Source organism: Bacteroides sp. AF34-31BH (assembly GCF_003602795.1).
Taxonomy (GTDB): Bacteria; Bacteroidota; Bacteroidia; order Bacteroidales; family Bacteroidaceae; genus Bacteroides; species Bacteroides uniformis.
In genome coordinates this window covers 209,722-226,819 of the sequence record NZ_QTLV01000007.1, presented here as the reverse complement: position 1 = coordinate 226,819, position 17,098 = coordinate 209,722, and the positions used below count along the sequence as shown (strand labels likewise).

Sequence of the window (17,098 nt, the reverse complement as noted above, 5' to 3'; positions counted from 1 at the left end):
TATCAGACAGCCGACTTATTTGTTGCTGTAAAGTTACTTGTTTTATTCGGTTTAAAGAATAGTTTCCGGGCATTTTTCAAGATAAAACGTTAAATGTACGGATAGAACAGCCGTGTGGGACGGAAAACACAGGATTATGCATGGAAAGCAAAGCGATATTGTGCTTTTGGGGGTAGATTTGCAAAAAAAGAAATCTGTACATGAAAAAGAGTTTGCTGTTTGCATCGTTTGCGCTGCTGATTTCACTGATGGCTGTCGCAGAAAACTATCCCTATAGAAGTGATGTGCTTTGGGTCACAGTGCCCGATCATGCCGACTGGCTTTACCGGACCGGCGAGGAAGCCGTTGTCGAGGTTCAGTTTTATAAATACGGTATTCCGCAAGACGGGGTGACGGTTCATTATGAATTGGGAGCCGACAAAATGCCTGCCGACGACAAAGGAACCGTAGTGCTGAAAAAAGGCAGGGCCGCCATTTCCATGGGAACCATGAAGCAACCCGGATTCCGCGATTGCCGTATGAGGGCAACTGTCGGCGGCAAGACCTATTACCATCATATAAAGGTGGGCTTTTCACCCGAAAAAATCCGTCCTTATACCCGGATGCCTGCCGATTTTGAAGAGTTTTGGAGTAGCAACATCACTGAAGCGTCCCGGTTCCCCTTGAAATATACCAAGGAGCGCGTAGAGAAATATTGTACGGACAAGATGGACTGTTACCTGGTGAAACTGCAGCTGAATGCCCGCGGACAAGCCGTCTATGGGTATCTGTTCTATCCCAAGAATGCCCGGAAGGGTGCTTGCCCAGTGGTGCTTTGCCCTCCCGGAGCAGGAATCAAAACCATTGTGAACCCTTTGAGGCACAAATACTATGCGGAACAAGGCTGCATTCGCCTGGAAATTGAAATCCACGGGTTGCATCCGGAAATGGATGCCGCACAGTTCAGGGAAGTGAATACCGCTTTTGGCAGCAAGGAGAACGGCTATTTGAGCAACGGGCTCGACAGCCGCGAGCATTATTATATGAAGCGTGCCTACCTGGCATGTATCCGTAGCATAGACCTGCTGACTTCGCTTCCCGAATGGGATGGAAAGAATGTGGTGGTGCAAGGTGGCAGTCAGGGAGGTGCCTTGGCATTGGTCACTGCCGGACTCGATTCCCGCGTCACGGCTTGTGTGGCCAATTATCCTGCACTCAGTGATATGGCGGGCTATCGGGCAGGACGGGCGGGAGGCTATCCCCATTTCTTTGATACGGCGGGTATGGATACGCCCGACAAACTGGAAACGATGGCTTATTATGATGTGGTGAACTTTGCGCGGTTGATAAAGGTGCCTGTCTGTATGACTTGGGGCTATAATGATGACACTTGCCCACCCACCACAAGCTATGCGGTATATAATGTATTGCAATGTCCCAAGCAGGCATTGATAACTCCCGTCAGTGAACATTGGACATCGAATGATACGGAGTATGAACTTTGGATGTGGATAAAGGGGCAGTTGAATAAATAAAAGATGATGGAAATACGTAATTTGATTCTGACCGGTATGTTATCGCAGACTGCGGTTCTGCCTGCAATTGCCGATGAACTTCCGAACATTGTTTTTGTGTTGGTAGATGATATGGGTATCGGTGATATAGGCTGCTACTATAACCAGTCTAAAATCAAGACCCCCCATTTGGATGAACTGGCCTCGAAAAGCTTGCAATTCATGCAACATTATAGTGGCTCTACCGTGAGTGCGCCTTCACGTTGCAGCCTACTGACCGGAAAGCACACCGGTCATTCCTATATACGTGGTAATAAGGGAGTAAGAAATGAAAAAGGAAACTTCGACCAGCATCTTCCGGAAGACGAAGTGACAGTGGCGGAGTTGTTGAAACAGAAGGGATACTCTACGATGTGTGTAGGCAAATGGGGGTTGGGTGGTCCCGGAACAAGCGGAAGTCCTGTGAACAAAGGCTTTGACTATTTCTTCGGTTATCTTTCGCAGGGAGATGCGCATCGGTATTATCCTCCATATTTGTACGAGAATGAGACAAAAGTTCAGCTTGACGGTCGGGTTTACAGTCATTGGATGATTATGGATAAAGGATTGGACTTTATACGTACCCGGAAGGAAGGACAGCCCTACTTTGCCTATTTTGCCATTACTCCTCCTCACGCCGATTTGGATTATCCGAACCTGAGTGAATATGCGGATAAGTTTTCCGAAACGCCTTATATAAACAAGAAAGGGAGGGGAGGATTCAAAACTCAGATGATGCCGAAAGCGGCTTATGCATCCATGGTAACTGAAATAGACCGGAGTGTAGGCGAAATCATCGCACTGATAAAGAGACGTGGAGAATGGGAAAATACCATTTTTATTTTTTCATCGGACAATGGTGTACATAGTGTGGGAGGGCATGATCCTGATTTTTTTGACAGCAACGGTCCGTTTCGTGGATATAAACGTGATTTATATGAAGGAGGCGTGCGTACTCCCTTTATTGTTTCCTGGCCCGAACGGATACAAGAACATCGTGAAACCTCGCATATCTCCGCTTTTTGGGATTTTCTCCCTACGGTGTGCGACATTGTGAACTTGAAGTTGCCTGAAGGTGTGGATGGTATCTCTTATCTGCCCACTTTATTAGGAGAAGAAGACCGACAGCTGCAACACGAATATATTTATTATGAATTTTATGAGATGGGGGGGAAGCAATCCATTCTGAAAGATGGTTGGAAACTGGTACGTCTGAATGTCTCAAAACCTGCAGAATTGGTGGAAGAACTGTACTATCTGCCTGATGATGTAGGGGAAGAACATAACTTGATTGCCTCTGACCAGGCGAAAGCAGATATTTTGAGGCTTCTGATGAAGAAAGCGCATACAGAGAGTGAATTATTCAAATGGTAATTATATTGATCATCTTTTTATGAGAAAGAAAATCTATTTGTTAGGGCTTTTGGCTGCTGCTTTGGTGGCACAAGCACAAGAAACGGTGTTGAAAGGGTTTAGCTATGGTGAGGCGATGGCGCCTACCGGAAAGGAATGGGAGTCGCCCCAAGAGCTGGCACTGAACAAGGAACAGCCCCACACCTGGTTCTTCCACTTCTCCGATGCCGAAAGCGCACGGCGACTGTTGCCCGAACATAGCAGCTATTACCGCTCCTTGGATGGTACTTGGAAATTTCATTGGGTGGGAAATCCCGATGAGCGTCCGGCAGATTTTTACCTGCCGACTTTTGACGTCTCGGGCTGGGACGATGTAAGTGTGCCTATGCAATGGAATGTGGCAGGCATCCGGAAAGACGGAAGTCTGAAATACGGAGTCCCCATTTATGTCAACCAGAAGGCGATATTCCAGCATAAAGTGGCTGTAGGCGACTGGAAAGGGGGAGTGATGCGCACGCCTCCACAGGACTGGACTACCTATAAGCACCGTAATGAGGTAGGCTCTTACCGGCGTACCTTTACGATACCTGCCGGTTGGGACGGACGTGAGGTCTATATAAACTTCGACGGAGTCTCTTCCTTCTTTTATCTGTGGATTAACGGACGTTATGTGGGCTTTTCCAAGAATTCACGTAATACTGCTTCTTTTAATATCACTTCTTATCTGAATAAGGGAGGAGGGGAAAATGTAGTGGCAGTGGAAGTGTATCGCAATTCTGACGGTTCGCATTTAGAGACGCAGGATATGTTCCGGTTGCCGGGTATTTTCCGTTCTGTTTCATTGACATCCACATTCAAGGTGCAGGTACGTGATTTGCGGGTCTTTCCGGATTTGGATGCTGATTATAACCACGGTACAGTACGTATAGAGACAGACTTGCGCAACTTGGACCGGAAAACGGCCAAAGGCTATACGCTCTCTTTCTCTTTATATGCCAATAAACTTTATTCGGACGAGAATACACCGGTGGATGGAGTGAAAGGGGTTTCTGCGCTTGCCGCTCTGGAAAATGGAGAGACGGCTTCCGTTACCACCTTACTTAAGGTAGAACAGCCTGAAAAGTGGTCGGCAGAGGAGCCTTATCGTTATACGTTGGTTGGAGAACTGAAAGACAAACGGGGAAGAGTTGTTGACGCTTTTTCAACGGGATTTGGCTTTTGTAAAGTCGAGATTAAGGAAACGTCTGCCGACAAAGATGAGTTTGGACTGGCAGGCCGTTATTATTACATCAATGGAAAAACAGTAAAGCTGAAAGGGGTAAACCGGCAGGAAATCAATCCGGAAACCGGTAATGTCATCACGCTCGTTCAAATGGAAAAGGAAATCATGTTGATGAAACAAGGAAATATCAACCATGTGCGTAATTCGCATTATTCTTGCCATCCTTACTGGTATTATATGTGCGATAAGTATGGCATTTATCTGGAAGACGAGGCCAACATTGAGAGCCATCATTATTATTATGGGGATGCCTCCTTGTCACATGTACCCGAGCTGGAAGCTGCCCACGTGGCACGTGTCATGGAACTGGCTCATGCACATGTAAATCATCCTTCGGTGGTTATCTGGTCATTAGGTAACGAGGCCGGGCCGGGGAAGAACTTTGTGACAGCGTATGAAGCCTTACATGCTTTTGACTCCTCACGTCCGGTTCAGTACGAACGCAACAATAAGATTGTGGATATGGGGTCTAACCAATATCCAGCCATTGCGTGGACACGTGAAGCAGTAAAGGGAACGTACAATATCAAATATCCGTTTCATATTTCCGAATACGCGCATTCTATGGGGAATGCGGTGGGTAATCTGGTTGATTATTGGGAAGCGATAGAATCGACCAATTTCTTCTGTGGCGCAGCCATTTGGGATTGGGTGGATCAAAGTCTGTATCACTACGACCGACAGACCGGTGAGCGTTATTTGGCTTATGGTGGAGATTTCGGTGACAAACCGAATAGTGGCATGTTCTGTATGAACGGCATATTGTTTCCGGGGCACTTGCCTAAACCGGCTTATTATGAGGTGAAGAAGGTTTACCAGAATGTAGGTGTACGTGCCATGGACATGAAAAAAGCTCTGATAGAAGTTTTCAATAAGAATTATTTCACTTCTTTGGACAATTATCATCTGACATGGGCGCTTTATGAGGACGGTAGAGTGGTAAAAGAAGGTGTCCTTACCACTCAGTCTGTTCTGCCGCGCACCAAAGCCCTTTACACGATTCCTTATGATTACAGCCGCTTGAAGGCCGGAAGCGAATACTTTGTAAAAGTACAATTCAAGTTGATAAAGGACATGCCATGGGCAAAGGCCGGTTTTGTACAGATGGAAGAGCAACTGAAAGTAAAGGATGTCGAACACAAACCCTCAATGGTACTTGTTACTGCTGACATGGAGAAACCAGAAGTAAGGGTCGATAAAAAGTATGTCCATATTGAAGGAAAATCATTCTCTGTGAAATTTGATAACCAAACCGGGACGATTTACTCTTTGGAATACGATGGACGTAAAGTGATGCTTGATGGGATGGGGCCACGAATTGATGCTTATCGTGCTCCGGTAGATAATGATAATTGGGCTTATCAACGTTGGTTTGAGAAAGGTTTGCATAATTTGGAGCACCGTGTGACGCATTATTCATGGATTAATGCTGATAAAAAGAAGGACAATACCATACAACTGATGTACACCGTAGAGTCGCAAGCACCGAATGAAGCCGTCTTGCAAGGATGGGTTTCTGGAAAGAATAAGGTGACAGAATTGCATGACTCACCTTTTCATGAGAAAGATTTCAAATTTGTTACCAATCAGATTTGGACTGTTTATCCGGATGGATCCATAGAGTTACGTTCGGAAATAGTCTCTAATGATGCCATGGTGGTGTTGCCCCGATTGGGCTACGGGATGCAAGTGCCAAGTTCTTTGCAGCGTTATACTTATTACGGCCGTGGTCCTTGGAATAATTATAATGACCGTTGCACAGGGGCGTTTATCGAAATGTATCAAAGTACGGTGAAGGAGCAATTCGTGAACTTCCCGAAACCGCAAAGCATGGGCAATCGGGAAGAAGTGCGTTGGTGTGCATTGACGGATAATGAAGGCAATGGTGTGCAGTTTGTAGCCAATAGATGGATGTCCGCGTCTGCATTGCCGTGGTCGGGAATGGAAATGACGCTTGCTCCCCATCCTTATCAGTTGCCTGAATCTACTGCCACCCATTTGCATCTTGATTTGGCTGTAACGGGGTTGGGAGGTAACAGTTGCGGGCAAGGCGGCCCTTTAAGTCACGACCGTGTCAAAGCCGAACGGCATTCGATGGATTTTATGATACGTCCTGTGCGCAAGGCTGCTTTTACCGAAACGGCTTGTGTGGCGCATGCGGGAGAAATGCCTTTGTCTATTGTTCGCGACAATAGGGGGAAGGTGATTATTCAGTCGCAGAAAACGGCAGTTCCGATCATTTATACATTGAATGAGAGTAAAACACCTATAGACTATACCGCTCCCTTCTATTTGCCCCAAGGGGGGACAGTGAAAGCTTATTTTAAAGACAACAAAGCCATATCTTCCGTTTTCTCTTTTGTGAAAATGGAAAATGCTCCGTTGGAGGTAATCTATGCTTCCAGTGAAGAAGTGGGGGGAAAGGATGCTTCTTGTCTCGTTGATAGAGATCCTGGAACTTTCTGGCACAGTGCATACTCTGTAACGGTAGCAAAATACCCTCATTGGGTAGATTTTGACATGGGCGAAGTGAGGAGCGTGAAGGGATTTGTCTATCTGCCCCGTCAAAATGGAACGTCGAACGGTGATATCAAAGAGTATAAGTTGCAGGTGAGCAGCGATGGTAAAGAATGGGGAGATGCTGTAGCGGCAGGAACTTTTGAGGGAGGAAAAAAATCTAAAAGAATACTCTTGCACAAGACTGTGAAGGGGCGTTACATCCGTTTCACGGCCTTGAGTTCCCAAAATGGAGCGGATTATGCCGGAGGAGCGGAATTCTCGGTGATTGTAGAGTGAATTGTCAATGAAAAAATAACTTCAATGAAAACAAAAGTATTACTTGGATGTAGTTTGGGCGGCTCATTGTTGGCGGCAGGATGTGCCGGTACCCCCAAAACGGCTGATGCGGAAATGCTACAGAAGCCGAATGTGATTTTTATTGTAGCCGATGACCTCGGTTACGGGGACATGAGTTGTTATGGTGCTAAAGCAATATCGACCCCCCATGTGGATAGTTTGGCAGCCAACGGTTTGCGCTTTACGGATGCCCACTCGGTGGCTGCTACCAGCACCCCCTCGCGCTATTCTCTTTTTACCGGGCATTATAGCTGGCGGCGAAACGATACAGGAATTGCCACGGGCGATGCGGGCATGATTATCCGTCCGGAACAGCGCACGGTGGCTGATGTATTCAAGGCGGCAGGATATGCCACCGGAGCCATCGGCAAGTGGCACCTCGGCATGGGCGACAAAGCAGGTACACAAGACTGGAACGGCACCATCACTCCGGGTCCTCAGGACATCGGGTTCGACTATTCCTATTTGATGGCTGCCACCGGCGACCGTGTGCCTTGTGTCTGGATTGAAAATCAACAGGTGGCCAATTATGATGAGAATGCACCGATTTATGTCAGTTACAAAGAACCTTTCCCGGGAGAACCTCTTGGAAAAGACCATCCGGAACTGCTCACCAAGCTGAAACCAACTCCCAAGCACGGACATAATCAGGCCATTGTGAACGGTATATCCCGCATAGGATACATGAAGGGAGGGGGCAAGGCTCTTTGGCAAGACGAGCATATAGCAGATACCATTGCAGCCAAGGCAGTGCAATTTATAGAGCAGCATAAAGACAGCGCATTCTTCCTTTATGTAGGAACGAACGACATCCACGTGCCGCGTTATCCGCATCCCCGTTTTGTCGGAAAGAGCGGTATGGGCTATCGGGGCGATGCCATTCTGCAATTCGACTGGACTGTAGGTGAAATCATGAAAGCCTTGAGGCAGCAGGGCATTGCCGACAACACTATGATAGTGCTGACCAGCGACAATGGGCCGGTGGTGAACGACGGCTATCTGGATCAAGCCGTGGAACTCTTGGGCAATCACCGTCCTTGGGGAGAACTGCGTGGTGGTAAGTACAGCATTTTCGAGGCAGGGACGCGTGTGCCCTTTATTGTAAGTTGGCCGGCAAAGGTTACTCCGGGCGTTTCGGACGCTTTGGTTTCACATATTGATTTGTTTGCTTCCATGGCGGGATTAGTCGGTGAAAAGCCGGACGAGGGTGTGGCTGTGGACAGCCGCAATCAGCTGCCCGCTTTGTTGGGCGAGGACAAGGAAGGACGCGATTACATCGTGGAAGTGGCACAGGCATTCTCTGTGTCCGACGGCGAATGGAAGTATATCGCTCCTTGCAAGCGTACTCCCTATTACGCCATTACCCGCACCGAGACGGGCAATTCGAAAGAGGAACAACTGTACAACCTGCGTGAAGATTTGGGTGAAAAGAACAATTTAGCCGCCAAGTATCCCAAAATCGTAGAAGCGATGAAGGAATTGCTGGAGCAGGAAAAGGCAAAAGGTTTTCCTGAAAGATAGATTTAGGTAGTTGTGTATTCTCCGGTTTAATCTTTACAGCCCGGCATCGGGCAGGTATGTCTCCTGCCAATGTCGGGCTGTAAACTATTCGAACAATCCGTATGAAGAACCAAGAAACATTTTTACCCGTCATGAAAGAGGTTGATGAGCTGTTGGCTGTCTCCAGAGGAGATATGGCTGCTTTTGAGCGAATCTTCTTTGCATATCACCCCAAATTGGTATATTTCCTGAAAGGGATGCTTCACGATGTGGATGCCAGTCGCGATATGGTACAGGATATATTCTTGTCACTGTGGGAAAAACGGGAACATCTGGTACAAGTGCAAGATTTTTCTTCTTATCTGTTTAAAATCAATACTTCGGTAAAAATTTACCGAAGTATTGAAGTAGAAAAACTGCGCTTTTATTTTAGCGGAGAGAATTTATGTGAATATAGCAAGCTCTTGAAATATTATGATCCAGAACTTGATACTCAGAATGATACGATGTATCCATTGATGAGAAATTTTTCGTTGGGAGTTAATCTTGTCTTTTAAATGAAATGTTATGAAAGTGATAAAGTATTTGTATGTAGGTTTGTTGTTAGTTTGTTCAAGTTGTAGTGGTTTCTTGGATAGGAATCCATTGACAACACTTTCGCCTTCAAATTTTTGGAAAACTGAAGAGGATTTGCGCTTGGCTCTAAATATCTTGTACGACAAGATGAATATTTCCTATACAGTAGATACCCGAAGCATTGATGCTTTTGGTGCTTCCGCCAACGCTATCAGTTCGGGGACTTATACGCCTCCCAATGCAGATGCTACATGGACCAACTGCTATCAATGGATTCGTATTGCAAACGATTTTTTGGAAAACTATCAAAATGCTGAGGTGACAGAAGCTGTGAAAAACAGATATGCCGGTGAGGCTCGTTTCTTCCGGGCTTACTATTATTATCAATTGGTGACTCGTTTTGGCGATGTGCCGCTGATAACAAGTACGTTGGATCTGGATTCTCCAGAATTGGGATATGCACGAGAAGAGAAGTCGAAAATTTGGAAATTGGTTTTTGATGATTTGCAATTTGCTGCAACCCATCTTCCTGTGAGAAGTAAGATTGGCAATGATTTAGGGCGTATAACTCAAGGGGCTGCCTATGCTTTTTGGGGGCGTGCTGCTCTGTATGCAGGAACGCACTACAAATTTCATGCAAATAACGGAGGCGCAGAATATTTGCAGATGGCAAAAACGGCTGCAAAAGCGGTGATGGATTCGAAAGAGTATGAACTGTATTCGGATTATAGAAATCTGTTTTTGGCTTAGGGAGTGGATTCGAAAGAGGATGTTTTGTCTTATCGTTATTCGGAAGAAGATGGGAGTATGAATACGAGGGCATGTAGTATGATTTATGACTTTAATTGTGAGCCCACTAAATATGTAGCTGATAATTTCTTGTGCAAAGACGGTTTGCCTATTGAGAAGTCTGCTTATAAGGTGGAGTATTTGCCTTTGGGAAAAGAGTTTGAGAACCGCGATCCGCGTATGGCATTGACATTATGGAAACCAGGAGATGACTATGATGGAAAGCCTTTTGTACCCAATTTGTATAGCCAAACCAAGACCGGCTATATTTATAAAAAGTATGGCATCGAATCGGCTTTTACATACGACCCGGCGGTAATGTATGTCAATGATATGTTGATCCGTTATGCTGAGGTGTTATTGACTTATGCGGAAGCTACGTTCGAGCTGGAAGACAAGATTAGTGATGAAGATTTGAATTGTTCCATCAATCTTTTGCGGGCACGTTTTGCTGGAGATATTAATGAACTGCCACCTTTGACCAATGGGTTCGTAATTCAGCACGGACTTAGTATGCGGGATGAAATACGTAGGGAATGCAGATCGGAACTGACAGGAGAAGCAATGCGTTATGATGATATTATTCGTTGGAAGATAGCCGAAATAGAATTGCCTCGCGATGTATTGGGTGCCAAATTTGATAATAATGCCTATCCGGATATGAAGCCGGGTGATGATATTATACTGAATGAGGATGGTTTTATTTTGGTGCAGCCTAGGGCATCAAGAGTGTTTGATGCGCAAAAAGATTATTTATATCCATTACCTTTGCGCGAGATTTCGTTGAACCCTAATTTGAAACAGAATCCCGGATGGGACTAATTGGGCTATGGATAGATGTATTGTATCAGCAAATAAAATATATAATTTAAAATGAATAAGTTGTCTTGTATTTCTTTCTTGTTGTTGGCCGGACAGCCTTTGATGGCAGAAGAACAACCGAATGTAATCGTGTTTTTGGTGGATGATATGGGGCTGATGGATACCTCCTTGCCTTTCTTGACGGATAATGACGGAAATCCGGTGCGCTATCCGCTGAACGAATGGTATCGTACCCCTAATATGGAACGTATGGCTCGGCAAGGTATACGTTTTTCTACCTTTTATGCACAAAGTGTAAGTTCGCCATCAAGAGCATCTATCATGACTGGGCAGAATGCCACGCGTCATCATACTACTAATTATATTTATCCTGCAAGCAATAATCGTACTCCTTTTGGACCCAAGGATTGGAATTGGGATGGAATTTCCTCAAATACACTGACCTTGCCCCGTGTGCTGCAACAGGCCGGCTATAGGACTATCCAAATAGGTAAGGCTCATTTCGGACATATCGGTAGCGAAGGAGAGAATCCGGAAAATCTTGGTTTTGATGTGAGCATTGCCGGTGGGGCTATCGGGCATCCGGGAAGTTATTATGGCGAGCATGGTTATGGACATATTAAGGGACAGAAGCCGAATGCAGTGCCGGGATTAGAAAAGTATCACGGTACGAATACTTTTCTGACAGAGGCTCTTACTCTGGAAGCGAACGAACAGATAGACAAAGCTGTAGCAGATAAGAAACCTTTCTTCTTATACATGGCTCATTATGCTGTACACGCTCCGTTTGAAGTGGATAGAAGGTTCTTGGCGAATTATGCTAATTCTGACAAACCTTTCAAGGCAAAGGCGTTTGCTACTCTGATTGAAGGGATGGACAAATCGCTGGGTGATATTATGGATCACTTGGAAGAATTGGGGATTGCTGAAAATACGTTGATACTGTTTTTAGGTGATAACGGTTCTGATTCTCCCTTGGGAGATGCTACTGGTCATTGCTCGTCTGCACCATTGAGAGGCAAAAAAGGCAATGAGTACGAAGGAGGTATGCGTGTTCCGTTTATCGCTTCCTGGGCTAAGCCCGACAGCCGGACACCGCAGCAGAAGAAGTTGCCGATTCAGGCCGGGGTGATTCAACAGCAATTGGGTACTGTGATGGATATCTATCCTACGGTATTGGCTGTGACCGGAACGAAGCTTCCTAAGAATCACGTAATTGACGGGTGCAACCTGATACCTCAGCTGTTGGGACAGAAGAATGAGGCACGTCCGGAAAGATTCTTGATGCACTTCCCTCATGCGCATAGAGGCAGTTATTTCACGGTGTATCGGGACGGTGACTGGAAACTGATTTATTATTATAATCCCAAGCTTCCCAATCGACCTGCCTATGAGTTGTACAATCTGAAGAAAGACCCAAACGAGATTTACAATGTGGCTACTCTTGAGACTGAACAACTGAAGGAAATGGTGAAGGCAATGGCCGGACAACTGGAGGCTGAGGGGGCACTTTATCCGATAGATGCTGATGGAAATGCATTGAAGCCTGTAATATAAGAGCCTTGTATAAGGAAGCAAGAAATAGTGTTCAAAGTAGTGGCTATCGTTTCATTTTTATTTGTGAAGAATATTTTGAAACGATAGCTAACTTTTTTATATACAGCTATTTAATACGATTTGTAATGAAGTGTTAAATGTACGGAAAGAACATTTGCCGGAACGGATAGAACAGCATTGTAAACAGATAGCACAGCCTGAATCTCAATAAACCAGTAGTTTTGTGCTCAGAAAATAGAATCAAAACATGAACAATATGAATGCAAACCTTTTATCCTTACTTTCTTGCTCTTTGTGGAGTGGAGTGGTTGCACAAGCTGCCCCTGTGGAACAGGAGCAGCAAAAGCCTGTCAACATCTTGTTTTGCATAGCAGATGATGCAGGACACATGAGTGCTTACGGGACGCCGTGGGTGAATACTCCGGCATTTGACCGGGTGGCACGCGAAGGCATACTTTTCGAGAATGCGTACACCTGTAATGCGAAGTCGGCACCTTCGCGGGCGGCTTTTATCACCGGACGTAATTCCTGGCAACTGGAAGAGGCCTGTAACCACTGGCCCACTTTCCCCTCGAAGTTCAAATCTTATCCGGAGGCTTTGGCCGAAAACGGATATTATGTGGGATGCACCGGCAAGGGATGGGGACCGGGCGTGGCCAACGATGCGCAGGGCAAGAAACGGGATATAACGGGAAAGCCGTGGAATGAGAAGAAGCTGACGCCTCCTACCAATAAGATTTCAAAAGTGGACTATGCGTCCAACTTTGAGGAGTTCATGAAGGCTCGTCCCAAAGACCGTCCGTTCTGCTTCTGGTATGGCTCGTTGGAACCTCATCGGGATTATGAATACGCCTCTTCTGTCCGGGCAGGGAAAAAGGTCAGCCAGATAGATTCGGTGCCCAGTTATTGGCCGGATAATGACGTGGTGCGCACGGATATGCTGGATTATGCACTGGAGATAGAGCATTTCGATACGCATTTGGGGCGCATCCTGAAAACCTTGGAGGAATCGGGCGAGCTGGACAACACCATTGTGGTGGTGACCTCTGACCACGGTATGCCGTTTCCGCGCTGCAAGGGACAGGAATATCGGAATTCCAACCATATACCGATGGCCGTGATGTGGAAAAACGGCATTGTGAAGCCCGGACGTCAGGTGGATGAATATATCAGCGTGATTGATGTGGCGCCTACCTTGCTGGAGGTGGCCGGAGTGAGTCACAAGGAGTCGGGCATGCAGCCCATGACGGGGAGGAGCTTTGTGGATATTCTGAAGAACAGGAAGACGGATGTGGACCGCGATTTCGTGATGATAGGGAAGGAGCGGCATGATGTGGGTCGTCCGGACGATCAGGGATACCCCATACGTGGATTGATTCGGGGCGATTATCTCTATCTGAAGAACTTTGAAACGAATCGCTGGCCGGCCGGGAATCCGGAAACCGGATACATGAATGTGGATGCAAGCCCTACGAAGACCGAGATTCTGAAAGCAAGACGCAATGAGAAGACGGCGCATTATTGGCAGCTCTCTTTCGGCAAACGTGGGGGGGAAGAGCTTTACAACATAAAGAACGACCCGAACTGCATGGTGGATTTGTCGCAAAAACCGGAATATGAGGCTTTGATGCGGAAGATGGAGAAGGAGATGACTGCCAGACTGGTGGAACAGGATGACCCGCGCATGTTTGGACGTGGCGAGGTGTTCGACCGCTATCCGGATATGAGTGTCGCCTATCAATTTTGGAATCGGACAAGGGCGGGCGAGAAGGTTCCTTCCGGTTGGATTAACGATACGGATTTTGAGCCGGAAGCCAGCGGACTTAAAGTGGATTGGGAGGGCACTCATGAGGCTGAATTCCGCGTGCAGGAGTTTGAACAGTATCAGCATCCGGACGTCATGGCCAAGGTGAACAAGACCAATGGGTATAGTTTGTTGGATAATGCAACGGGAATAGTTGCACGTAAGGGTAAAGAGTTAATGATAAGGGTCGGTAAGATTGGGACTGATACGCTGCGCATCAAGATTCAGGATCTGGGCATTCCGGGCGATGATGGATACGAAAAAGGATCCTCTTATTACACGCTTCATGCGGGATTGAACAGAATAATTCCGGAGAATGACGGATTGGTGTATGTGTTGTATCATACACGGGGTAAAGCGACCGGAAAGAAGGTGAAGATACACTTCCTGACCGGTGAAGTCAATGGGTATTTCGATATAAAGAAGCACAAGGCTTCGCAGTGGCAGATGATGTTGAAGAATGCCACGTACAAGTATTTTGACGTGTTGGGCAATCTGACTCACCTTACTTTTCCGGTGGAGAGCTTCCGGCAATATACACCGGATGGCAAGGCATTGATTGAGGTGTATGATCGGATTGTGGCACTTGAACATGAGTTTATGGGATTGGATAAGTATGCCGACAAGAAGTTTGCCAACCGGCACTATTGCCATGTGGTAAACAGAGGCTACATGTATGCGCCTAATTATCGTACTGCTTATAGTACTACTACGATGAAGAAAGTGTGCGATATTGAGCAACTTACCGGGATAGCTCTTTGGGGGCCTTCGCATGAGATTGGTCACTGTAACCAGATACGTCCGGGTGCAAAATGGCACGGTATGACGGAAGTTACCAATAATCTCTATTGCCTTTATGTGCAAGATGCTTTCGGACTGACCACCCGTGTGCAGAAAGAGATGGAGCGGCCGACAGGAATGTTTGACGATTGCTGGTACGAACGTTCCATGACGGAATATTTCTCAAAAGAATTGGCGCATAATGAGAACCGGATAAATCATTGTCGTCTGATACCTTTTTGGCAGTTGCACCTGTATTTGACCAAAGTATTGGGTAACAAGGATTTTTATAAGGATTTGTTTGAGGATATCCGCACCTCTGTTGATCCCGCCACCGATGGTGAATGCCAACTGGAGTTCGTGAAAAAGGCTTGCGAAGCGGCCAACTTGGATTTGACTCCGTTTTTTGAGAAGTATGGTTTCTTGAAGCCAATGAAGTTGGAAGTGAACGATTATGGGAAAAAGATGTTTGAAGTGACCGAAGAGGGCATAAAACAGACCCGTAAAGCTATTAAGGCAAAGAAATATCCGAAACTGGAAGTGCCTTTCTGGTACATTACAGACCATACGGTGGAGTTGTTCAAGAATCCCCGGGCGATAGAAAAGGGCACGGCAGTGTGCAAGGGAAATACTTTCACCATGGAGAACTGGAAGAATGTGGTGGCGTATGAGATATTCCAGAACGGGAAGCTGGTGTTTGTGGCACCGTTGCAGCATTTCACGGTAGAGAATGCCGTAGTGGATGCAAAGGTCAAGGTCTATGCCATAGCTGCTGACGGCAGTCGGGAGAAAGTGGACTTTCAATGGACGGAAGATTTGCAGCAATTGGAGAAGATGAAAAAGCGTGACTCAAAATTCAAGAATATGTATAACCGTTGATAATGATGGCAATGAAAAAAATAGTTTTCTTATTGATTCTCTCTTTCTTATCGGGGCATGTGCTGCAGGCAAAACCAGTGAAAAAGGAGATCAAGATTCCGGAAAAGACTCTGAAAGAGAACGGGTTCAATCAGCCCGATGGTAAATTCGGCTATGACTACATGGCCGAATCGGAGAATCTGGTGCTGCTTTGGGAGAAATCATTCGGCAAAGATCCTGCGCAATATGCCGATAAGTCGAAGCGTTTTTATCCGGATGAGATATTGAGAGAGGGAGAGCGGTTTTACAATTACTTTGTGGATGAACTGAAATTTGCGGATAGAAAAAAATCGCACTCCAGTCGTTATAAAATGATTATTTGGATATATAATGACGATGAAACGACTGCTTATGGTTGGGGGCATGACGGAGTGGGGATGATGTGGTTCCGACCTTGCCGCATTCAGTCTTATCCCTATTGTGCGTTGGCGCATGAAATGGGACATTCTTTTCAATATATGGTAGGTGCAGATGGGGCACGGAGTTTTCAGGGTTGTCCGTTGGTGGAATATACTTCACAATGGATGTTGTGGCAGGTCTATTCTGACTGGACTACCATAGAGAAGTTTCATTTGGATGCGTATATGGAACAGACGCATCTCTCTTTGCTGAATCAGGAGAATATGTATCATGCACCGCAATTCATGGAGTATTGGTCGAATAAGCATGGATTGGAGATTATTGCCCGGATATGGAAAGAGGCGGAAGGGACAGAGGATGCGATTCAGGCTTATCAACGTTTGACCGGCCTTGATCAGGAAGCGTTTAATGATGAAATTTATGAGGCTGCCACTCGTTTTGTGACGTGGGATATTCCCAGAATCAAGAAGGTATGCAGCAGTTATGCCAATGAGCATACGTGCAAATTGGATGCTCTGTCCGATGGTTGGTTCCGGATAGCGCAGACACGCTGCCCGCAGAATTACGGATATAATGCTATCCGTCTGAATGTGCCGGAAGCCGGAACATTGGTTTCTTTAGACTTCAAAGGGTTGGCCGGCAGTCAGGAATTTCGGACGCTACATGTGGATAAGGCCGGGTGGAGATATGGTTTTGTCGCTGTGGGTAAAGATGGAAAATGTACTTATGGAAAGATGCATGTCGGCAGAAACGGGATGAACGAGACGGTGGAGTTCAAGGTACCGGAAGAGACGCAATTCTTATGGTTGGTGGTGGCCGGTACTCCTACAGCGCATTGGGACTTTATGAAAAAATGGAAACAGCTGAACGCAGAGAAGGGAAAAGAGGCTCAGTGGCCTTATCAGATTAGCATACAAGGTACTGGACTGCATAATTCGGTGCTGAAAGCCAAAAAATAACAGGTTGAAC

10 protein-coding genes are annotated in these 17,098 nt (G+C 46.2%); all 10 read left to right on the top strand.

Translation table 11 applies throughout. The features are described from left to right. Positions 1 to 200: 200 nt before the first annotated feature. The 10 genes from DWZ67_RS12825 (at position 201) to DWZ67_RS12785 (ending at position 17,088) form a co-directional block, all read left to right on the top strand. On the top strand, positions 201 to 1,514 hold the full coding sequence (locus DWZ67_RS12825; RefSeq protein ID WP_120138953.1) for an acetylxylan esterase: 1,314 nt from the start codon (positions 201 to 203) through the stop codon (positions 1,512 to 1,514). Between the two features lie 3 nt (positions 1,515 to 1,517). Continuing rightward, positions 1,518 to 2,906 (top strand): arylsulfatase, encoded by a 1,389-nt coding sequence (locus DWZ67_RS12820; RefSeq protein ID WP_243635166.1) that lies wholly within the window; start codon positions 1,518 to 1,520, stop codon positions 2,904 to 2,906. A gap of 19 nt (positions 2,907 to 2,925) precedes the next feature. After that, positions 2,926 to 6,963: a glycoside hydrolase family 2 TIM barrel-domain containing protein gene (locus tag DWZ67_RS12815; RefSeq protein WP_120138980.1), complete on the top strand. Its 4,038-nt coding sequence runs from the start codon at positions 2,926 to 2,928 to the stop codon at positions 6,961 to 6,963. A 24-nt stretch (positions 6,964 to 6,987) separates the two neighbouring features. Continuing rightward, a complete protein-coding gene (locus DWZ67_RS12810) occupies positions 6,988 to 8,544 on the top strand; it encodes a sulfatase family protein (protein WP_120138951.1) in 1,557 nt (518 codons plus the stop codon). A gap of 101 nt (positions 8,545 to 8,645) precedes the next feature. Continuing rightward, a complete protein-coding gene (locus tag DWZ67_RS12805; protein WP_120138949.1) occupies positions 8,646 to 9,080 on the top strand; it encodes an RNA polymerase sigma factor in 435 nt (144 codons plus the stop codon). Positions 9,081 to 9,090: 10 nt separating this feature from the next. Then, positions 9,091 to 9,849, top strand: a complete 759-nt coding sequence (locus DWZ67_RS20455) for a RagB/SusD family nutrient uptake outer membrane protein (RefSeq protein WP_243635165.1) — start codon at positions 9,091 to 9,093, stop codon at positions 9,847 to 9,849. A 57-nt stretch (positions 9,850 to 9,906) separates the two neighbouring features. Next, positions 9,907 to 10,710, top strand: coding sequence for a RagB/SusD family nutrient uptake outer membrane protein (locus DWZ67_RS20450; protein WP_243635164.1), 804 nt, complete (start codon positions 9,907 to 9,909; stop codon positions 10,708 to 10,710). Between the two features lie 51 nt (positions 10,711 to 10,761). Then, positions 10,762 to 12,267, top strand: coding sequence for a sulfatase (locus DWZ67_RS12795; RefSeq protein WP_120138947.1), 1,506 nt, complete (start codon positions 10,762 to 10,764; stop codon positions 12,265 to 12,267). Between the two features lie 256 nt (positions 12,268 to 12,523). Continuing rightward, positions 12,524 to 15,730 (top strand): M60 family metallopeptidase, encoded by a 3,207-nt coding sequence (locus tag DWZ67_RS12790; RefSeq protein WP_120138978.1) that lies wholly within the window; start codon positions 12,524 to 12,526, stop codon positions 15,728 to 15,730. A gap of 11 nt (positions 15,731 to 15,741) precedes the next feature. Then, a complete protein-coding gene (locus DWZ67_RS12785) occupies positions 15,742 to 17,088 on the top strand; it encodes a DUF6055 domain-containing protein (RefSeq protein ID WP_243635163.1) in 1,347 nt (448 codons plus the stop codon). Positions 17,089 to 17,098: the final 10 nt, after the last annotated feature.

Coding starts and splice junctions, on each gene's coding strand:
- DWZ67_RS12825 (WP_120138953.1), top strand. CDS start 201: ATGAAAAAGAGTTTGCTGTTTGCATCGTTTGCGCTGCTGATTTCACTG.
- DWZ67_RS12820 (WP_243635166.1), top strand. CDS start 1,518: ATGATGGAAATACGTAATTTGATTCTGACCGGTATGTTATCGCAGACT.
- DWZ67_RS12815 (WP_120138980.1), top strand. CDS start 2,926: ATGAGAAAGAAAATCTATTTGTTAGGGCTTTTGGCTGCTGCTTTGGTG.
- DWZ67_RS12810 (WP_120138951.1), top strand. CDS start 6,988: ATGAAAACAAAAGTATTACTTGGATGTAGTTTGGGCGGCTCATTGTTG.
- DWZ67_RS12805 (WP_120138949.1), top strand. CDS start 8,646: ATGAAGAACCAAGAAACATTTTTACCCGTCATGAAAGAGGTTGATGAG.
- DWZ67_RS20455 (WP_243635165.1), top strand. CDS start 9,091: ATGAAAGTGATAAAGTATTTGTATGTAGGTTTGTTGTTAGTTTGTTCA.
- DWZ67_RS20450 (WP_243635164.1), top strand. CDS start 9,907: ATGAATACGAGGGCATGTAGTATGATTTATGACTTTAATTGTGAGCCC.
- DWZ67_RS12795 (WP_120138947.1), top strand. CDS start 10,762: ATGAATAAGTTGTCTTGTATTTCTTTCTTGTTGTTGGCCGGACAGCCT.
- DWZ67_RS12790 (WP_120138978.1), top strand. CDS start 12,524: ATGAATGCAAACCTTTTATCCTTACTTTCTTGCTCTTTGTGGAGTGGA.
- DWZ67_RS12785 (WP_243635163.1), top strand. CDS start 15,742: ATGAAAAAAATAGTTTTCTTATTGATTCTCTCTTTCTTATCGGGGCAT.